17 protein-coding genes are annotated in these 17,708 nt (G+C 72.0%); 13 read left to right on the top strand and 4 right to left on the bottom strand.

All coding sequences use genetic code 11. The features are described from left to right. Nucleotides 1–136: 136 nt before the first annotated feature. Nucleotides 137–562, bottom strand: a complete 426-nt coding sequence (locus ACZ6TB_RS38690) for an NUDIX domain-containing protein (RefSeq protein WP_465563503.1) — start codon at nt 560–562, stop codon at nt 137–139. 10 nt (nt 563–572) lie between these two features. Beyond that, a complete protein-coding gene (locus ACZ6TB_RS38695; RefSeq protein ID WP_465563505.1) occupies nt 573–1,832 on the bottom strand; it encodes a glycosyl hydrolase in 1,260 nt (419 codons plus the stop codon). Between the two features lie 167 nt (nt 1,833–1,999). Here ACZ6TB_RS38695 and cysC point away from each other — a divergent pair, with 167 nt between their 5' ends. The 8 genes from cysC to ACZ6TB_RS38735 all read left to right on the top strand — a co-directional run bounded on the left by cysC (nt 2,000) and on the right by ACZ6TB_RS38735 (nt 12,118). Further along, nucleotides 2,000–3,520 (top strand): adenylyl-sulfate kinase, encoded by a 1,521-nt coding sequence (gene cysC / locus ACZ6TB_RS38700; RefSeq protein WP_465563507.1) that lies wholly within the window; start codon nt 2,000–2,002, stop codon nt 3,518–3,520. A gap of 88 nt (nt 3,521–3,608) precedes the next feature. Continuing rightward, a complete protein-coding gene (locus tag ACZ6TB_RS38705) occupies nt 3,609–5,405 on the top strand; it encodes a Wzz/FepE/Etk N-terminal domain-containing protein (RefSeq protein ID WP_465563510.1) in 1,797 nt (598 codons plus the stop codon). After that, nucleotides 5,402–6,781, top strand: coding sequence for an O-antigen ligase family protein (locus ACZ6TB_RS38710; RefSeq protein WP_465563513.1), 1,380 nt, complete (start codon nt 5,402–5,404; stop codon nt 6,779–6,781). The genes ACZ6TB_RS38705 and ACZ6TB_RS38710 overlap by 4 nt, the downstream gene beginning before the upstream one ends. Further along, nucleotides 6,778–8,007 carry a hypothetical protein gene (locus ACZ6TB_RS38715; protein ID WP_465563516.1) on the top strand — a complete coding sequence of 410 codons (1,230 nt, stop codon included), beginning with the start codon at nt 6,778–6,780 and terminating at the stop codon, nt 8,005–8,007. The genes ACZ6TB_RS38710 and ACZ6TB_RS38715 overlap by 4 nt, the downstream gene beginning before the upstream one ends. Before the next feature lie 5 nt (nt 8,008–8,012). Next, nucleotides 8,013–8,891: a sulfotransferase family protein gene (locus ACZ6TB_RS38720; RefSeq protein WP_465563831.1), complete on the top strand. Its 879-nt coding sequence runs from the start codon at nt 8,013–8,015 to the stop codon at nt 8,889–8,891. Then, nucleotides 8,888–10,399, top strand: a complete 1,512-nt coding sequence (locus ACZ6TB_RS38725) for a lipopolysaccharide biosynthesis protein (protein WP_465563519.1) — start codon at nt 8,888–8,890, stop codon at nt 10,397–10,399. Before ACZ6TB_RS38720 ends, ACZ6TB_RS38725 begins: the two co-directional genes overlap by 4 nt. Continuing rightward, the gene (locus ACZ6TB_RS38730; protein ID WP_465563522.1) at nt 10,396–11,130 is read left to right on the top strand and encodes a methyltransferase domain-containing protein; all 735 of its coding nucleotides are present in this window, start codon (nt 10,396–10,398) and stop codon (nt 11,128–11,130) included. The genes ACZ6TB_RS38725 and ACZ6TB_RS38730 overlap by 4 nt, the downstream gene beginning before the upstream one ends. After that, a complete protein-coding gene (locus ACZ6TB_RS38735) occupies nt 11,123–12,118 on the top strand; it encodes a glycoside hydrolase family 26 protein (RefSeq protein ID WP_465563525.1) in 996 nt (331 codons plus the stop codon). The genes ACZ6TB_RS38730 and ACZ6TB_RS38735 overlap by 8 nt, the downstream gene beginning before the upstream one ends. On the opposite strand, the gene ACZ6TB_RS38740 is transcribed toward ACZ6TB_RS38735, so the two are convergent. Further along, nucleotides 12,108–12,476: a VOC family protein gene (locus ACZ6TB_RS38740; protein ID WP_465563528.1), complete on the bottom strand. Its 369-nt coding sequence runs from the start codon at nt 12,474–12,476 to the stop codon at nt 12,108–12,110. The genes ACZ6TB_RS38735 and ACZ6TB_RS38740 overlap by 11 nt on opposite strands. Nucleotides 12,477–12,499: 23 nt before the next feature. After that, nucleotides 12,500–13,282, bottom strand: coding sequence for a WecB/TagA/CpsF family glycosyltransferase (locus ACZ6TB_RS38745; protein ID WP_465563530.1), 783 nt, complete (start codon nt 13,280–13,282; stop codon nt 12,500–12,502). A gap of 62 nt (nt 13,283–13,344) precedes the next feature. On the opposite strand from ACZ6TB_RS38745, the gene ACZ6TB_RS38750 reads away from it, so the two are divergent. The 5 genes from ACZ6TB_RS38750 to ACZ6TB_RS38770 all read left to right on the top strand — a co-directional run bounded on the left by ACZ6TB_RS38750 (nt 13,345) and on the right by ACZ6TB_RS38770 (nt 17,708). Then, nucleotides 13,345–14,277 (top strand): sulfotransferase, encoded by a 933-nt coding sequence (locus ACZ6TB_RS38750; RefSeq protein ID WP_465563533.1) that lies wholly within the window; start codon nt 13,345–13,347, stop codon nt 14,275–14,277. Then, the gene (locus tag ACZ6TB_RS38755; RefSeq protein WP_465563536.1) at nt 14,274–15,188 is read left to right on the top strand and encodes a glycosyltransferase family 2 protein; all 915 of its coding nucleotides are present in this window, start codon (nt 14,274–14,276) and stop codon (nt 15,186–15,188) included. Before ACZ6TB_RS38750 ends, ACZ6TB_RS38755 begins: the two co-directional genes overlap by 4 nt. Nucleotides 15,189–15,269: 81 nt before the next feature. Continuing rightward, the gene (locus ACZ6TB_RS38760) at nt 15,270–16,046 is read left to right on the top strand and encodes a DeoR/GlpR family DNA-binding transcription regulator (protein ID WP_465563539.1); all 777 of its coding nucleotides are present in this window, start codon (nt 15,270–15,272) and stop codon (nt 16,044–16,046) included. Continuing rightward, nucleotides 16,043–17,131, top strand: coding sequence for a galactose-1-phosphate uridylyltransferase (gene galT, locus ACZ6TB_RS38765; RefSeq protein ID WP_465563542.1), 1,089 nt, complete (start codon nt 16,043–16,045; stop codon nt 17,129–17,131). Before ACZ6TB_RS38760 ends, galT begins: the two co-directional genes overlap by 4 nt. A 43-nt stretch (nt 17,132–17,174) precedes the next feature. Beyond that, the gene (locus tag ACZ6TB_RS38770; protein ID WP_465563545.1) at nt 17,175–17,708 is read left to right on the top strand and encodes a DinB family protein; all 534 of its coding nucleotides are present in this window, start codon (nt 17,175–17,177) and stop codon (nt 17,706–17,708) included.

A 17,708-nucleotide genomic window follows, 5' to 3' on the forward strand; every position in this document is an offset into this window, starting at 1 on the left:
CGGTGTGCCGCTTTTCTCCGAGCGGGCGGGCCGAATGCTGGACGCGGCGGCCACAAGCTGAGACTGCCGACCACGATGCGGAAGGGGCCGGCCGGCATGCGGGAAACCGGGCAGCGGGTGCGGTGGGGGCGAGCGGTCAGGGGTTGCCGTTCTCCAAGTAGCGCGTCTCGCCGGGGATGGCGGCCCGCAGGCGCTTCGACAAGCGGGGGCCGGTGTAATCGTCGAGGCGCGCGGGCTCGACGTACGCCCATTCCAGGATCTCGCCGTCGGTGAACTCTATTGCGGACAGCTGGGCGGGCGTCAGGGCGCCGCCGTCGAAGACGAACAGCAGCTTGTCGCCCTGGGTGGGGTGGGGGGCCCAATCCACGACCAAGGCGGGGCCCGGCTTGATGGTCAGGCCCAGCTCTTCCAAGACCTCGCGGGCGCACGCCTCCGACGGAGTCTCCCCCTCCTCCACGATGCCGCCGGGAATGTCCCACTCCGGCTTGTAGTGCGGGCGCACCAGCATGATGCGGTTGCGCTCGTCTCGGAAGAGGGCGCCGGCGGCCACCAGCAGAGGCATGCGTCCAAGCCTAGGGCGTGACGGCCACCTGGAAGATCGGCAGCTTGCCCAGCCTGCGATAAGCCTGGAGCGCCGCGGGCGTACTGTCCACCGAGGAATCTTGGCCCTTTTGGTTGTGCGGGGTCTCGAACTGGACCATCGCCCGGACCTTCGGGAACCGGCGGATCTCCGAGCCCAGCTCGCGGTAGAAGTCCACCTTGTACGCGGTGTTGCGTTTCGAGCTCCAGACGCCCCACTCGGCGATCATCAGCGGCTTGCCGGGGTGACGGATGCACGCCCAGGTGTAGAAGCCGGGCCAGCCGCGCTTGCCCTCGATGCGGCGGTTGAACACCGAAGCGAAGTCGCCGTGGCCGTAGCCGGGGTCGCTGTACGCGTACGTGTCGAAGCCGATCCAGTCGACGACGTCGTCGCCCGGGTACATGTCGTTGAACCAGCTCTGCGTGGCGTGCGGCACGTACGCCATGTGCACCAGCACCGTGACCATGTTGTTCACGCCCCGCGCACGCAGCCGCTTGATCACATGCCGGTACATCGCCGCGTAGTCGCGGGCCGTGTAGCCGGAGCCGGCCCGGGGTCGCACGTCGTTCTCGCCCTCGTGGTGCACGGCGAAGAAGAACTGCTCGGGGAACGTCTTCTTGATGTGCACGGCGAGCCGGTCGAGGAACGCGTCGGTCCGCTTGTCGCCGTGGGCGATCGCGGCCCAGGACGCCGACTCGGGCTTCCAGTTGAGGAACAGGATGCGGTGCCGGCCGCGCTGGTGGGCGATCGCGATCTCCTGCTCCGTCGGGAACAGCTGCCGGGTGCCGCCGTGATAGGCGTGGTAGATGGCCTGCGTACGCCCGGTCTTGCGCTCGAACTCGGCGAGGGCCGACGCCCCGCGGCTCTCGGTGTGCGCGCCCGGCGCCACGCCCCACAGCACGTTGCAGGTCGGAATCAGCTTCCGCCCGGTGCGACACGCGCCCCGGCGTGGCGCGACGGCCGCCGCCGGCAGCGCGATGCGCGGCGAGATGTCGGTATAGGCCGCGGGCGCCGGGGCAACCGACGCGGGCGTCGGCAGGGTCGACGAAGAAGACGGCGACGGAGACGGGGGCTCCACCCATCGCGGCCCACCGAGGGCCGGATGCGACGGCGAGCCAAGAACCGGCAGCGACACGGTCGGGTCACCGGGCAGCCCGATCTGATCCACTCCGCCGGTCCACGCCCAAGCGAGCGTGGTGACGATGGACAGCACGAAGGCGGTCGGGACGGCGGCGAAGTGTACAAGCCGCATGCGGCGCGGGCGTCGACTCACGAGGTGCCAGTATTGTGACGAAGATCCGGTTTGTCCAATACCCGACGCGGGAAAAATCGGGCAAATGCGCGGAGCGGATACCCGTCTCGACCGCAATCGGCGGGACTGACAAACTGTCCCCTAATCGGCCGCAGGGGGATGCAGAGGTGAATGGTTCGGTGCTTCCCGAGGACGTCTTGCGCGACGCGCCGTCGTACACGCCGCACCCGCACGAGCTCGCGGATCTCGAACTCCTGCTCTCCGGCGCCTACGCGCCGCTGACCGGCTTTCTGGGTCGCGCCGATCTGAACGCGCTGCGCCGCCGCGGCCAGCTCGCCGACGGCACGCCGTGGCCGGTCCCGGTGACCCTCGAGGTGCCGGCCGAGCTGGCGAGCGACCTCGTCCTCGAGGACCCGCTGCACCGCACGATCATCCTGACCGATCCCGAGGGCGCGCCGGTCGCGGCGCTCGAGGTCACCGACACCTGGCCGAGGGGCGAGCGCACGTACGGCGTGGGCGGCACCGTCCGCCGGATGGGCGACGGCGGCCACGGCCCGTTCCAGCGCCTCCGGCGTACCCCGGCCGAGGTCCGGGCCCTGCTCCCGCCCGGGCGCGTGCTCGGCGTGATCGCCGACCGCCCGCTGCACCGGCCCCAGCTCGCGCAGATCGCCCATGCGGCCCGCACGCTCGCCGCGCATCTGCTGATCCTCATCCCGGTCAGCGGCCCCGGCCCCGACGGCCTGCCGCCCGAGGCGCTGGTCCGGGCGATCTTCGCGGCCCGCGACCGCATGCCCCCGGCCACCGTCGTCGCCGTCCCGCTGCTCAACCGCGGCGACGAGATGCGCGATGCCCTGCTGCGGGCGCGGGTGGCCGCGGCGTACGGCGTCTCGCATGTGCTCTCGACCGGCGAGATGCTCTCCGGCGGTGGACCGCGGGTGCTGGTGCCGCGCGAGCTCGCCTACGACAACCGCGACGGCCAGTGGCGCTGGCGCGACGACATCCCGCCGCGCAACCGGCGGCTCGCGATGACCCCCGACGAGATCAACGACGTTCTCGATCGCGGCTTCCCGCTGCCCGAGTGGCACACGCCGCCGGCGGTGGCCAAGGAGCTGGTCCGCGCCCGGCCGCCGCGCCGGCACCGGGGTCTCGTGGTGTTCTTCACCGGCTTCTCCGGCTCGGGCAAGTCGACCATCGCGCGGGGCCTGGCCGACTCGTTGCGCGAGTCCGGCGAGCGCACGATCACCCTGCTCGACGGCGATGTGGTGCGGCGCGAGCTCTCCGCGGGGCTGGGCTTCTCCAAGGCCGACCGCGACCGCAACGTACGCCGGATCGGCTGGGTGGCGGCGGAGGTGGGCCGGCATCGGGGCATGGCCGTGGCCTGCCCGATCGCGCCCTACGAGTCGGCCCGCGCCGCCGTGCGCGCGATGGCGCAGGACGCGGGCGCCGGCTTCGTGCTCGTCCACGTGAACACGCCGCTCGAGGTCTGCGAGCAGCGCGACCGCAAGGGCCTCTACGCCCGGGCGCGGGCCGGTCAGCTGCGCGGCATGACCGGCATCGACGACCCGTACGAGGAGCCGGCCGACGCCGAGCTGGCGATCGACACCACCACGATCACGGTGCCGGAGGGGATCGAGCTCGTGCTGGCGTACCTCGTCGAGAACGGCTGGGTGGAGCCGAAACTGACGTAAACCCATCACGTCGGCGGGAGTGGGCCGTTTACCCCCCTGGGGGCAAAACGCCCGATCTCACTCCACCCCCGAAAGGGCCGCCGAACCGATGGAAGCCTCTCGCCCCGCGGATGTCTCGCACTATCTCGGCATCTTCCGCCGCCACTGGTGGATCGCGCTGATCGCGACGGGCGCGGGTCTGGGTGCGGGCGCGGCGCTGACCAGCACGATGCCCAAGGTGTACGAGTCGTCCGCCGCCGTTCTGGTGCAGTCTCTCGACCAGGACACCAACGCGCAGGGCGGCCGCACCAAGGGCACGGTCAACCTGGACACCGAGGCGCAGCTGGTCGGCTCCGGCGCGGTCGCGGCCAAGGCGGCCACCCTGCTGCGGACCCCGCGCTCGCCGATCGACCTCGCCAAGGACGTCTCGGTCGAGGTGCCGGCGAACACCACCGTCCTGGTGATCACGTTCCGGGCCGGCTCGCCGCAGGACGCGCAGGCCGGCTCGCACGCGTTCGCCGAGGCCTACCTGCGCAACCGCGAGGAGACCGCGCAGAGCGGCCTCGACCAGCAGATCAAGACGCTGACCGCGAAGATCAAACAGCTCACCACGACGCTGACCGGAATCAACGCGCGGCTGGCCCGCGCGGTCAAGGGCAGCCCGGACGAGAGCAACCTGCAGAGCCTGCGCAACAACTCGCAGAACCAGCTCAACGGGCTCACCGGGCGGCTCAACGAGCTGACCACGACCACCGTCGGCGCCGGCAGCATCATCAGCGACGCGCGGCTGCCGGACACCCCGACCAGCCCCAACGCCATGATCAATGTGGCCACCGGCGGCATGATCGGCCTGCTCATCGGCGTGGCGCTGGCCTTCGCCCGGGAACGGTTCGACCGGCGGCTGCGCTCGGCCGCCGACGTGCGCGACCGCGGGCGGATCAACGTGCTGGCGGCCCTCGACGAGCGCACCACGCCGCATTTCGATGACGTGCTTCAGCCGTACGGCGCCGGTGGTCGCGTTTTCAACCGCCTCCGCAACGAGATCCTCGCGACGCTCCGCCCGAGCGACCAGGTGATCGTGGTGACCGGCGCGAGCCGCGGTTCGGCCGCGACCCTGGTGGCCGCCAACCTGGCCGCCGCCCTCGCCCGCACCGGCAGCGACGTGGTGCTGATCGGCGCCCACCTGCCGGACAGCGTGGTGGACGCCGCGCCGCTGGCCCGCATGCTCGGCGTGTCGGCCGTTCCGGGCCTCTCCGACCTGCTGGCCGGCCGGGTCGGCCTGGCCCGCGCGCTCCAGCGCACCCCGCGCATCCCGTCGCTGCGGGTGATCACCACCGGCGGCGCCGCCACCGCGGCCGGCCTCATGCAGTCGCAGCGGCTCAAGGACACGCTCGAGGCGCTGCGCCGGCAGGGCGGGTACGTGGTGATCGAGGCCCCGTCGACCAGCAGCAGCGCCGACGCCCAGAGCCTGGCCAGCCTCGCCGACGCCGCCCTGCTCGCGGTCGAGCTGCGCAAGTCGCGCCGCCCGGCCCTGCTGGACGCGGCCGAGCAGTTGCAGCGCGTCGGCACCCCGCTGCTCGGCGCCGTGGTGCTGCCCCGGCTCTCGCACCTGCGCGCGGTCGAGGCGGCCGGCCCGGCGGTCACGTTGTCGGCGAAGGACCGGCCGGCGGCCGCGTCGCTGGACGGCCCGGTCACGGACAACGATCTCACCCAGCCGATGCGCTTCCCCACCAACACGATGTCGGCGGCGGAGAAGGCGGCCAAGGCGAAGGCGGCGGCCAAGGCCGCGGCGTCCGAGAAGACCGCCGAGAAGCCGCAGGTGCGGCCCCGCAGCGCGGACTCGGCCGGCGAGATCACCGCCGTGATCGACATGTCAGGGATGGTCAAGGACGGCGACGGGAAGTGACCCCGGCAGCCCCGGCCATCGCGGAGACCGGACGGACGGCCGGACCCGCACACGGAGCGCGCAAGACCACGACCCTGCCGGCCTGGCCGGTGGCGAGCATCCTCGCGCTCTATCCGCTGTGGTGGGCGCTCGGGCTCGGCGTGCTCATCTTCGCGGTGATGGCCGTACCCATGGTCTTCCTGCTGCTGCGCCGCCGCGCGGCCGGCCGTGTGCTGCGGCTGCCGCCCGGCTTCGGCTGGTGGGCACTGTTCCTGGTGGCGGTGGTGGTCAGCATCGGCGCGCTCGGCGCCGACCCGGCCGGCACGATCGCCGAGCACGGGACCGGCCGGCTCCCCGCGGTCTCCTACAAGCTCGTGATGTACCTGGCGCTGACCGTGCTGCTGCTCTACGCCGGCAACCTGACCGAGGCCGAGCTGCCCAAGAAGCGGCTGGTCAAGTACCTCGGCTGGCTGTTCGTGGTGACCGTGGCCGGCGGCCTGCTCGGCATGGTGGCGGGGAACTTCCAGTTCACGTCGCCGGTCGAGATGCTGCTGCCGCACGGCGTACGGAGCAAGGGCTTCGTGCAGTCGCTGGTGCACCCGTACGCGGCCCAGATCATGGACATCGTCGGCGGGGACAAGCCGCGACCGGCCGCACCCTGGGGCTACACGAACACGTGGGGCAACAACTTCTGCCTCCTCGCCGGCTGGCTCCTGGTGGCGGCCTGGCAGAGCGAGAAGCGGTCGACCCGCTTCTGGGCCGTCGTCTGCCTGCTGATCTCGATCGTCCCGGCCGTGATCTCGCTCAACCGGGGCCTGTGGATCGGGGCCGGCCTGCTCGTCGTCTACGTCGCCGCCCGGTACGTGCTGGCCGGCAAGCTGTGGATCATCGGCGCGGTGACCGTGGTGGCGGCGCTGCTCGGCATCGCGCTGACCACCACCCCGCTCGGCGGCGTGGTCAGCGCCCGGCTCGACAACGGCAAGTCCAACGGCGTGCGCTCGTTCCTGGTCGACCGCGCGATCGAGGGCTTCGCCGACTCGCCGGTGATCGGCTACGGCGGCACCCGGAACACCGCGGGCGGCCGCAACTCGATCACCGTGGGCGAGAGCGCCGGCTGCGAGCGCTGCGGCAACTTCACCGTCGGCGGCAACGGTCAGCTGTGGCAACTGCTCTACGCGCACGGCGCGGTGGGCACGGTGGGTTATCTCGGCTTCTTCGCGTACGCGCTCTGGCGGTTCCGGCGCGACCGAAGCGCGATCGGGGTGGCCGCCAGCGCCGCGCTCGTCACCTCGTTCTCGGCGATGCTCTGGTACAACGCGCTGGTCACCCCGCTGGCCTTCATGGTTCTGGCCGTTGCGCTGCTCTGGCGCAACTCACTCGAGGGGAATGACACGTGAGTCCCGTGAAGACCGCGCCGGCCGAGCTGACCGCCGGCGACGCGGCGCTGCGCACGCAGTACCTGACCGAGGTGCTCGACCTCCTCTACCCGTGGCCGTGCCGCACCGACGGCTCGCCCGGCACCCCGATCGCCGAGTACCTGGTCGTCCCCGACGCGCGCCGGCCCCGCCTGCTGGTCCCGGCCGAGTCGCGCCGGGTGGCGGCGGCCGCCGTCCGCCGGTACGCCGAGCCGCAGTCCCGGGCCGCGCGGCTCAAGCGTGGCGCCGTGGTCGCCGCCGTCCGCACCGGCGCGTCGGCCGTGCTGCTGCGCGACCGGGTGCGGGTCACCGGGCCGTACTCGTCGAGCATCGACGGCTATCTGAGCGAGCAGCTCGGCCGGGAGCTCGCGGTGAGTGTGCACATCGGACCGGCCCGGGCCAATCGCAAGCCGGTCCTGCAGCTGATCGGGCCCGAGGGCGACACGTTCGGTTTCGGCAAGCTCGGCACCGGCCCGCTGACGCAGCGGCTGGTCCGGGCCGAGACCGCGGCGCTGACCGCGCTCGCGACGAGCGGCCTGACCAAGCTGACCGTGCCGCGCGTGCTGCACGCCGGCGAGTGGCGCGGCCTCCAGGTGCTGATCCAGTCGGCGCTGCCGGTCTGGCTGCCCCGGGCGCCGATGACCCCGCGCCGGCTGATCGCGGCCATGCTCGACATCGCCGGTTGTTGCGGCTTCACGAACGGGCGGCTGGAGGGCAGCCCGTACTGGCACGAGCTGCGCGCCCGGATCGCCGCGGTGAGCGACCGGCCCGAGGGCGCCGGGCTGGGCTCGGCGGCCGAGCTGCTGGTCAAGCACGCCGGGGACGCGACGTTCCGGTTCGGGGCATGGCACGGCGACTGGGCGCCCTGGAACATGGCGAACCTCGCCGACGCGCTGCTGGTCTGGGACTGGGAACGGTTCGCGACCGGCGTGCCGATGGGCTTCGACGCCGTGCACCACGAGCTCCAGCGCCGCATCCAGACGACCGGCGACGCCCGGGACGCCGTCGAGCAGACCGTGCGGCGGGCCGGCGAGTTGCTGCAGCCGTTCGGGGTGCCGGCGAACGAGCGCGAGGCGACCGCGCTGCTCTACCTGGTGGACCTCGCCGTCCGCTACCTGACCGACCGCCAGGCCGAGGCCGGCGCCCGCCTGGGCGTGCTCGGCACCTGGCTGCTGCCGGTGCTCATCCGCCGCGTCGAGGAGCTCTGACCATGATGGACGTACGCAACATGCCCGCCGGAATGAAGCGGGTGGTGCACCTGGGCTCCCGCTCGTACGGCCGCCTGACCGCACCGGGCCGGATGACCCCGTCGTTCCTGATCTGCGGCGGGCAGCGCTGCGGGACGACCTCGATGTACCGCGCCCTGGCCGCCCACCCGGTTGTGCTCAAGGCCGTGCTGCACAAGGGCGTGCACTACTTCGACACCCAGTACGACCGGGGACTCGCCTGGTACAAGGCGCATTTCCCGCTGACCCGCACCGCCGACAAGGTGACCGAACGCTACGGGGTGGCGGCACAGACCTTCGAGTCGAGCCCGTACTACATGTACCACCCGCAGGCGGCCGCCCGGATCGCCCACGACCTGCCCGGGGCCCGCCTGCTCGTGCTCGTGCGCGACCCGGTCGAGCGGGCCTACTCGCAGCACCACCACGAGGTGGCCCGCGGCTTCGAGACCGAGCGGGACTTCGGGGCGGCGCTCGCGCTGGAGGCGGCCCGGCTGCACCGGCAGGAGGAGCGGCTGGCCGAGGACCCGTCGTACTACAGCTTCGCCCACCAGCATCACGCGTACCGGGCCCGCGGCGAGTACGCCCGCTACCTCAGCGTGATGGCGCAGCACGTGGGCCGGGAGCGGATCCACGTGGTGGAGAGCGAGCGGTTCTTCACCGAGCCCGAGGACGTCTACGACGAGGTCTGCGAGTTCCTGGGCCTGCCGACCTACCTCGAGCGGCCGCCGTTCGAGCGGCACAACGCCCGCCCGCGTCAGTCCGATATGGACCCCGGCCTGCGGCAGGAGCTGATCAACTACTACCTGCCGCACGACGACGCGCTGTCCCGCTGGCTGGGCCGGATGCCGATCTGGCGCCGCACATGACCGATGTGCTGGAGAAATCCGCGAACAAGGCGGTCGCCCGCGGCGGCCTGGCCAACATGGTCGGGTCGGCGCTGGCCGGCGGCACCGGCGTGGCGGTCACCTGGATCGTGGCCCGGTCGCTCGGCACCGAGCAGGCCGGCGCGTTCTTCGCGGCCACCGCGGCGTTCGTGCTCGGCGGCGGCCTGGCCAAGCTCGGCACCCAGACCGGGCTGGTCTACTGGCCGGCCCGGCTGCGCGCCACCGGCCGGGCCGACCTGCTCGGCGCCTGCCTGCGCACCGGGCTCACCCCGGTGGTCGTGGTGTCGCTGGCGCTGGCGGCCGGCATGTGGCTGGCCGCGCCGGCGATCGCCCGCACCACCGCGCACGAGGCGGCCGGCGTGGTCGGCGCGCACACCGCGGGCCTGCGGGTGCTGGCCCTCTTCCTGCCGTTGCAGGCGCTGACCGACGCGCTGCTCACGGCGACCCGGGGCTACCGGGCGATGCGGCCGACCGTGCTGTTCGACCGGGTGCTCCGCAGCGCGCTGCAGTTGCTGCTGGTGGCGGCCGCGGGCGTGGCGGCACTGTGGACGGCGGGCTCGCTGCCGTGGTTCGCCCTGGCCTGGGCCGCCCCCTATCTGCCGGTGACGGTGCTGGCGGCGTACGCGCTCCGGAAGGTCTATCGCCAAGCCAAACCGCCCGGGGTGACCACCCGCCGGGTCGATCGGCGCGGGATGCGCCGCGACTTCTGGCGCTTCACCGGGCCGCGCGCCCTGGCCAGCGTCGCCCAGCTCGCGCTGCAACGGGTGGACGTGCTGCTGGTGGCCGCGCTCGGCGGTCTCGCGCCGGCCGCCGTCTACGCGGTGGCCGGCCGGTTCGTCGTGCTCATCCAGTTCGCCAACCAGGGCGTCTCGCAGTCGGTGCAGCCGCGGCTGGCCGAGGCCCTGGCCACCGGCGACCGTGAGCGGGCCAACGACCTGTACCAGACGGCGACCGGCTGGCTCGTGCTGGTCACCTGGCCGATCAACCTGCTCGTGATGCAGCTGGCGCCGATGTACCTGCGCCTCTTCGGCGAGGGCTACACGGCCGGGCGAAATATCGTGATAATTCTCGCGGCGGCCATGCTCGTGGCAACCGGCTGCGGCATGGTCGACATGGTGCTCGCGATGGCCGGCCGCACCTCGTGGAACCTGGTCAACGTGCTGATCGCGCTGACCGTCACGATCGGCCTCGACGTGCTGCTGATCCCGCGGTTCGGGGCGCTCGGCGCGGCGATCGGGCTGGCCTGCGCGATGGTCGCCAACAACCTGCTGCCGCTCATCCAGGTGGGCCGCGCGGTCGGACTGCACCCGTTCGGCCGGGGCACCCGCGCCGCCGCGCTGCTCTCGCTCGCCTGCTTCGGCCTGCTCCCGGCCGTCATCGGAGTACCGGCGGGGCTCGCCGTCGCGGTACCGGCCTTCCTGGCGGGGGTCTGGCTGCTGCGCGGTCCCCTCGCGCTGGACGCATTCACAAGCTCAAGGAGGACCCGTTGACCACGGATTACACCAAGGTGTTCCAGGACGCCGCGGCGGTCGAGAAGTACGAGAACATCACGTACGCGCCGGACAGCTACGCGTCGCAGATCAACCAGCGGCAGCGCGACTACCTGCGCACGCTGGTCCGCCGCGAGTTCGGCCCCCGGGCGCCGGTGCAGCACGACTTCGCCTGCGGCACCGGCCGGGCCATCCGCACGCTGCACGGGCTGGTCCGCGAGGCGCACGGCTACGACACGTCGGCCGAGATGATGGCGAAGGCGGCCGAGGTCGGCTCGCACGCGACCTGGCACCAGGTGGCGCCGGCCGGGCCGGTCCCCGAGCCGGTCGCGGCCGGCCATCCGGCGATCGTGACGATGTTCCGGCTGCTGCTCAACGTGGACGAGGAGATCCGCGACCGGGCGCTGGCGTTCGCCGCCAAGGTGCTGCCCGACCCGGTCTCGGGCGTGCTGGTGGTGGAGAACCACGGCAACGCCGGCTCGCTGCGTCACCTGCGGGCCCGGCGGCACCGCGCCGACCGCTGGTTCGCCGAGCTCTCCCACGAGCAGGTCGACGAGATGCTCGCCAAGCACGGCTTCGAGGTCGTCGAGCGGCGCGGCTTCTCGATGATCACGCCGTCGCTGCACGGGAGCGCGCTCGCCCGGGCCGCCGACGCCGCCGTGCGCCGCCTCCCGGGGACGGACGGTTATGCGGTGAATGTCCTCTACACGGCTCGGCGGATCCATGCGTAAGGGTCTCGCCGCCATCGCGGCGGTCGCGCTGCTTCTGGCCGGCTGCACCTCGCATGACAAGCCGGACACGACGCCGTCCACACCGCCCGATTTGTCGGAGAAGCCGGCCGCGGTCGCCGTCGACCGCGGCCCGTTCGCCAGCGGACCGGTGCGGGCCCCGGAGAAGGGCGCCCTCGTCGGGGCCTGGATCAAGCCGGACGAGCTGACCCACGTGGGCCGGCTCGCCGCCGTGGACAGCCTCGAGAACGACCTGGGCCGGCGGCTCAGCATCATCAACACGTACCGCCGCTTCGAGCAGATGGTCGGCACCGAGTCGGACAAGGAGTTCCTGGCCCAGGGCGCGACCCTGATGGTCAGCTGGGCCACCGGCGACAACCGGTCCATCCTGGACGGCGAGCACGACGAGCTGATCCGCAAGCAGGCCCTGGCCATCCGGCAGATCCACGCGCCGGTGCTGCTGCGGATGCGCTGGGAGATGGATCGGCCCAACCTGCGGCCCACGATGTGGTCGGGGGCCGACTACATCGCGGCCTGGAAGTACGTGCGCACGATCTTCCGGCAGGAGGGCGCCGACAACGTCTCCTGGGTGTGGTGCCCGACCGCCGAGGGCTTCACCCGCGGCGAGGCGCCGGACTTCTACCCCGGCGACGACCAGGTCGACTGGACCTGCGTCGACGTCTACGCCGGCGAGACGTTCCAGCCGATCGGGCAGCTCATGGGCCCGTTCCTGCAATGGGCCGCGAAGCACCCCAAGCCGATCGTCATCGGCGAGTTCGGGGTGGCCAAGGCGTGGGGCTCGGCCGGGCGCGCCGCGTGGCTCAAGGACGCCTCCCGCACGTTCAAGGCGAACCCGCAGATCAAGGCGGTCGCCTACTTCGAGAGCGACCCCGAGGGCAACGGGCCGACCAAGCAGTTCCAGCTCACCGGGGACAAGGCCGCGTTCCGGGCGTTCCACGCGCTGGCCCGGGATCCGTACTTCAATCCCTGATCTTTTCCAGGAACTCGAGCCGGTTGCCGTGCGCGTCCGGCGCGTAGAGCCGCCGGTGACCCGGGAAGTGTGGATCCCACTCGACCGGGTGGCCGGCGGCTTCGAGCTTCTCGGCCAGAAGATCAAGGTCTTGCACGAGTACGCCGGGATGCGCCTTCCGCTCGGGCACGAAGCTCTCCACCGGCGCGATGTGCACCTCCCACGCGCCGCCCCGGAACCAGGCGCCGCCCCGGGCCGCCAGCACCGGCGGCTTGGCCAGCTCGGTCATCCCCAGCACGCCGGCGTAGAAGGCGCGGGCCGCCTCCTCGCCGCCGGGCGGGCACAGCAACTGCACGTGATGCAGATCCAGGAACTCCATGCCTTAACAGTACGCTCGTACTGCTACTTGGCGCGTACCCGCTGGACCGGCGCCTGGGCGAGCAGGCGCAATGCGTACGGCGCATCGTGCCGCAGGTAGCGCCCGGCCAGCCGGCGCGGCTCGACGCCGAGCCGGTGCGCCCACTCCAGCCCGGTGCGCTGCATCCACCGCGGCGCCCGGGCCACGTCCCCGGCCACGAAGTTGACCGCCGCGCCGCAGCCGATGAACCAGCTTTTGCGCAGGCCGGCCCGCAGCCGCGTGATCATCCGTTCCTGCTTGGGAAAGCCGAGACCGACGAAGACCAGGTCCGGAGCGGCGTCGATCACCTTGGTGCAGATTTCCTCGTACGTCCGGGGATCGTCGTCGAAGCCGAAGTCCGGGCAGAGAGTCCCGGCGATCTTGAGGGTGGGGAACCGCTCCCCGAGCTTGTCGGCGGCCCGGGTGGCGCCGTCGTTCTCGGGCGCGCCGCCGACCACGAAGATCGACCGGCCGTCCAGCCCGAGGCCCTCCGACAGCGACCAGATCAGGCTGCTGCCGGCCACCCGTTCGGGGAGCGGGGTGCCGCCCAGCCGGCTCGCCCAGATGAGCGGCATGCCGTCGGCCACGATCAGGTCGGCGTCGTCGAGGTGCTCGCGCGCCTCGGGATCGGTCTGCGCCCGCCGCAGGATGTCGATGTTCGGGGTGATGATGCGGCCGCCCCGGCCGTGGGCGAGCGCGTCCCGAACCACGGCCACCACCTCGGCCTCGGTGATCCGGTCGATGCCCGTCCCGTCCAGGTCGACTCGGTCGAAAGCCTCGATGGACACCTCACGCCTCCTTCACGCTAGTTCGCTCGTTATAGGAGCGAAACGAGCGAAGGTGGGCCAAAGTGGCACGGGTGTTATTTCTGGGTGGATTAGGACGTAGCGGAACAACGCTCGTCGAACGTCTGCTCGGCGAGCTTCCCGGCGTGTGCGCGCTCGGCGAGGTCGTCCACCTCTGGCAGCGCGATCTGCGCGACGACGAGCGATGCGGCTGCGGCGCGCGGTTCTCGGCCTGCGTCTTCTGGCGGCGGGTCGGCGCGCTGGCCTTCGGCGGCTGGCACAACGTCGACGTCGACCGGGTGCACCACCTGCGCGACGCGGTCGAGCGCACCCGGCACATCCCGCGCCTGGCCACGGCCGTCGAGGCGCCCGACGAGGTGCACGAGTACGCCGAGTTCTACTCCCGGGTGTACGCGGCGGCGGCCGAGGTCTCCGGCGCCCGGATCGTGGTCGACTCGTCCAAGCACTCGGCGCTGGCCCACGTGCTGCGCTGGTCGAGCGATCTCGACCTGCGGGTGGTGCACGTGGTGCGGGACGCGCGCGGGGTCGCGTACTCGTGGACCAAGACGGTCGCCCGGCCCGAGACCGACGGCGCCGCCGAGATGACCCGCTACTCCCCCGGCCGGTCGGCGTTGCTGTGGAACGCGCACAACGCGGCGTTCAGCCTCCTCGCCCGCCGCGGCGTGGCGGTGCGCCGGGTCCGCTACGAGGAGTTCGTCGCCGACCCGCGGGCGGCGCTGACCGACCTGGCGGCGTTCGCCGGCGTCGACCTCGAGCCATCCTCGCTGGACTTCCTGCGTCCCGGCCAGGCCGATCTGAAGGTCGGCCACAGCGCGGCCGGCAACCCGATGCGCTTCACCGTCGGCCGCATCTCGCTGCGCCGGGACGACGCCTGGGTCTCGGCGCTGCCACCGCGACAGCGCCGCCTGGTCGGGGCGGTCTGCGCCCCGATGCTGCGGGCCTACGGCTACCCCCTCTCACCGGAGGTTTCGCTGTGAACTGGCCATCCGTCGGCGTCGTCATTCCCACCCGCAACCGGCCCGAGCTCGTCCGCAAGGCGATCGCCTCGGTGCGGGACCAGCAGTACCCGGGCGAAACCAAGATCCTGGTGGTGTACGACCAGACCGAGCCCGACTACCTGCTGGCGTCGACCGAGGGCGTGCAGGTGCTGGTGCTGACCAACTGGCGTACGTCGGGGCTGGCCGGCGCCCGCAACACCGGCATCCTGGCGCTCGACACCGAGCTGGTGGCGTTCTGCGACGACGACGACCAGTGGCGGCCGGACAAGCTGCGCCGGCAGGTGGCCGCGCTGCTGGCCGAGCCGGACGCCGAGTTCGCGACGTGTGCGATCGAGGTCGAGTACGAGGGCAAGTGCACACCCCGGCTGGCCGGGCGGGCCCGGGTGACGGTCGACGAGCTGGCCCGCTCGCGGATGGCGATGCTGCACTCGTCGTCGTTCCTGATCCGCCGGGATTCGCTGACCGCGGCCGCCATCGGCCTGGTCGCCGAGGACGCGCCGGGCAGCCAGAACGAGGACTGGGACCTGCTGCTGCGGGCCGCCCGCCGCGGGCCGATCGTGCATCTCGACGAGCCCCTGGTGCGGGTGCTCTGGGGGCGGAGCTCGCACTACGCCTACGAGTACGCCACGAAGATCTCCTCGCTGCGCTGGATGATGCAACGCCACCCCGAGATCAGCGGCTGCAAGCCGGGCGCGGCCCGGGTCTACGGCCAGCTCGCGTGCTGGTCGGCGGCGACCGGGAACCGCAGCCAGGCCTGGCAGTTCAGCAAGGAGGCGGTGCGGGCGAACTGGAAGGAACCACGCACCGCGATCGCCCTCGCCGCCATGACCGGCGCGGTCAAGGTGGAGAACGTGCTGTCGGCCTTGCACAAGCGGGGACGAGGTATCTAACCCCCTTCGACACACGTACTTTCCACCACGCCCGATCGCAAGGTAGTGTTCGGGCGTGTTCGAAATAGTGCGGATGCTTGAGTGCTAGCCCAACAGCGCCAGGCCGCCATCCTCGACCGGGTCCGGGCCGCCGGCGGCGTCCGGGTCAGCGAGCTGGCTTCCGAGTACGGCGTCTCCGACATGACGATCCGCCGCGACCTCGAGTCGCTGGCCGATCGCGGCCTCCTGGCGAAGGTACACGGCGGCGCGACCACCGTCTCCCCAGGCTCGGCCCACGAGCCCGGCTTCGCCGCCAAGTCCGTCCGCCAGCGTGACGAGAAGGCCGCCATCGCCATGCGCGCCGCCGCGCTGGTCTCTCCCGGCGACGCGATCGCGCTCTCGGCCGGCACCACCACGGCCGGGCTGGCCCAGCGACTGGTCGACGTGCCCGACCTGACCGTGGTGACCAACTCGATCCCGGTCGCGGACGTGTTCTACCGGGCCGGGCGACCGGACCAGACGGTGATTCTGACCGGCGGGACGCGTACGCCCTCCGATGCTCTGGTCGGCTCGGTGGCGATCGCCGCGATCGGTTCGCTCCACCTCGACATGCTCTTCCTGGGCGTGCACGGGATGAGCGAGCGCGCCGGCTACACGACGCCCAACCTGGCCGAGGCCGACGTCAACCGCGCCCTGGTCGCCTCGGCCGAGAAGCTCGTGGTGCTCGCCGACCACACCAAGTGGGGCACGGTCGGCATCTCGTCGATCGTCAAGCTCGAGCGCGCCGACGTGCTGATCACCGACGCGGGAATCGACCCGCAAGCGCGCATCCTGCTGGAGGAGACCCTGCCCGAGCTCGTGGTGGTGAGCGGTCCGTGACGTTCAAGAGCCGCACGGCTATTCGCCTGTCCGACGGCCGCGAGCTGATCTACTTCAACGAGGAGCCGCACACCCACCGCGCGGAGTACGCCGACACCCGGCACCTGCCGCCGCCCCCGCCGGCCTCCCAGCTGCGCTACGACCCGCTGGTCGACGAGTGGGTGGCGGTGGCCGCGCACCGGCAGACCCGCACGTTCCTGCCGCCCAGCGACGCGTGCCCGCTGTGCCCGTCGACGCCGTCGTTCGCCAGCGAGATCCCGGCGCCCGACTACGACGTGGTGGTGTTCGAGAACCAGTTCCCGTCGTTCAGCGACCGGATCAAGCAGGACGAGATCACGTCGCTCACCGACATGGTCCCGGTCCGGCCCGGCATCGGCCGCTGCGAGGTCGTCTGCTTCACCAGCGACCACAACACCTCGTTCGGGGCGCTGTCGCCGGCCCGGGTGCGCACGGTGGTGGACGCGCTGGCCGACCGCACGGCGGAGATGTCCACGATCACCGGCGTGGCCCAGGTCTTCCCGTTCGAGAACCGGGGCGTCGAGATCGGCGTGACCCTGCATCACCCGCACGGGCAGATCTACGCGTACCCGACGGTGCCGCCGCGCACCCAGCAGATGCTGCGGGCGGCGGCGCGGTACTTGAAGCGCACCGGCCGCGACCTCTACACGGACACGCTGGCGGCCGAGCGGGCGGCGGGGGTCCGGGTGGTCGCATCCAACGAGCATTGGACGGCGTACGTGCCGGCAGCCTCCCGCTGGCCGTACGAGGTGCAGCTCGCGCCGCACCGGAAAGTTCCCGACATTCCGGCTTTGTCGGATGAGGAGCGGGATGCGTTCGGGCCGCTCTACCTCGACGTGCTGCGCCGGTTCGACGGCCTGTTCGGCAAGCCGATGCCGTACATCTCGGGCTGGCACCAGGCGGTCGTCGGCGAGGGCCGCGAGCTGGGCTACCTGCACCTGCAGCTGTTCAGCATCCGCCGGGCCGCCGACAAGCTGAAGTACCTGGCCGGCTCGGAGTCCGCGATGGGCGCCTTCGTGAACGACGTGGTCCCGGAGAAAGCGGCGGAAACCCTGCGCTCGGTCTGAGATCACGTTGCGTTCTCCGTTCCCTTGCTTGAAGGTCGGAGTTATGGGATTCGCCTGGGAGAACATGTTCGTCGCGCCGCACGAGGATCCGCGCGCCGACGGCGGCTTTGTCGGCGAGCGGGAGACGCTGGTCGGGTACCTCCGTGACCAGCGTCTGACGCTCGAGCTGAAGTGCGACGGCCTGACGCCCGCGCAGCTGGCCGCCCGCTCGGTCGAGCCGTCGAAGATGTCGCTGCTCGGCCTCGTGCGGCACATGGCCGGCGTCGAGCAGGGCTGGTTCCGGATGAACATGGCCGGCTTCCCCGGCCCGCGGCGCTACCGCGAGAACGACAACCGGGACGAGGACTTCGACGGCGCGGTGGCCGACCCGGCGGTGGTCTCGGAGGCCTTCGCGGCCTGGAAGACCGAGATCGCGTTCGCCGAGGACTACGTCGACTCGATCGGTGACCTCGGCTACGTGGGCGAGGGCGGCAACCCCCTGCGCGAGGTGCTGATCCACATGATCGAGGAGTACGCCCGGCACAACGGCCACGCCGACTTCCTGCGCGAGCGCATCGACGGCCGCGTCGGCCAGTAA

This window comes from Actinoplanes sp. NPDC051537 (genome assembly GCF_055586105.1).

Excerpts from the sequence above, each read along its gene's own strand:
- ACZ6TB_RS38690 (WP_465563503.1), bottom strand. The coding sequence starts at position 562 with ATGCCTCTGCTGGTGGCCGCCGGCGCCCTCTTCCGAGACGAGCGCAAC.
- ACZ6TB_RS38695 (WP_465563505.1), bottom strand. The coding sequence starts at position 1,832 with ATGCGGCTTGTACACTTCGCCGCCGTCCCGACCGCCTTCGTGCTGTCC.
- ACZ6TB_RS38705 (WP_465563510.1), top strand. The coding sequence starts at position 3,609 with ATGGAAGCCTCTCGCCCCGCGGATGTCTCGCACTATCTCGGCATCTTC.
- ACZ6TB_RS38720 (WP_465563831.1), top strand. The coding sequence starts at position 8,013 with ATGGACGTACGCAACATGCCCGCCGGAATGAAGCGGGTGGTGCACCTG.
- ACZ6TB_RS38725 (WP_465563519.1), top strand. The coding sequence starts at position 8,888 with ATGACCGATGTGCTGGAGAAATCCGCGAACAAGGCGGTCGCCCGCGGC.
- ACZ6TB_RS38735 (WP_465563525.1), top strand. The coding sequence starts at position 11,123 with ATGCGTAAGGGTCTCGCCGCCATCGCGGCGGTCGCGCTGCTTCTGGCC.
- ACZ6TB_RS38740 (WP_465563528.1), bottom strand. The coding sequence starts at position 12,476 with ATGGAGTTCCTGGATCTGCATCACGTGCAGTTGCTGTGCCCGCCCGGC.
- ACZ6TB_RS38770 (WP_465563545.1), top strand. The coding sequence starts at position 17,175 with ATGGGATTCGCCTGGGAGAACATGTTCGTCGCGCCGCACGAGGATCCG.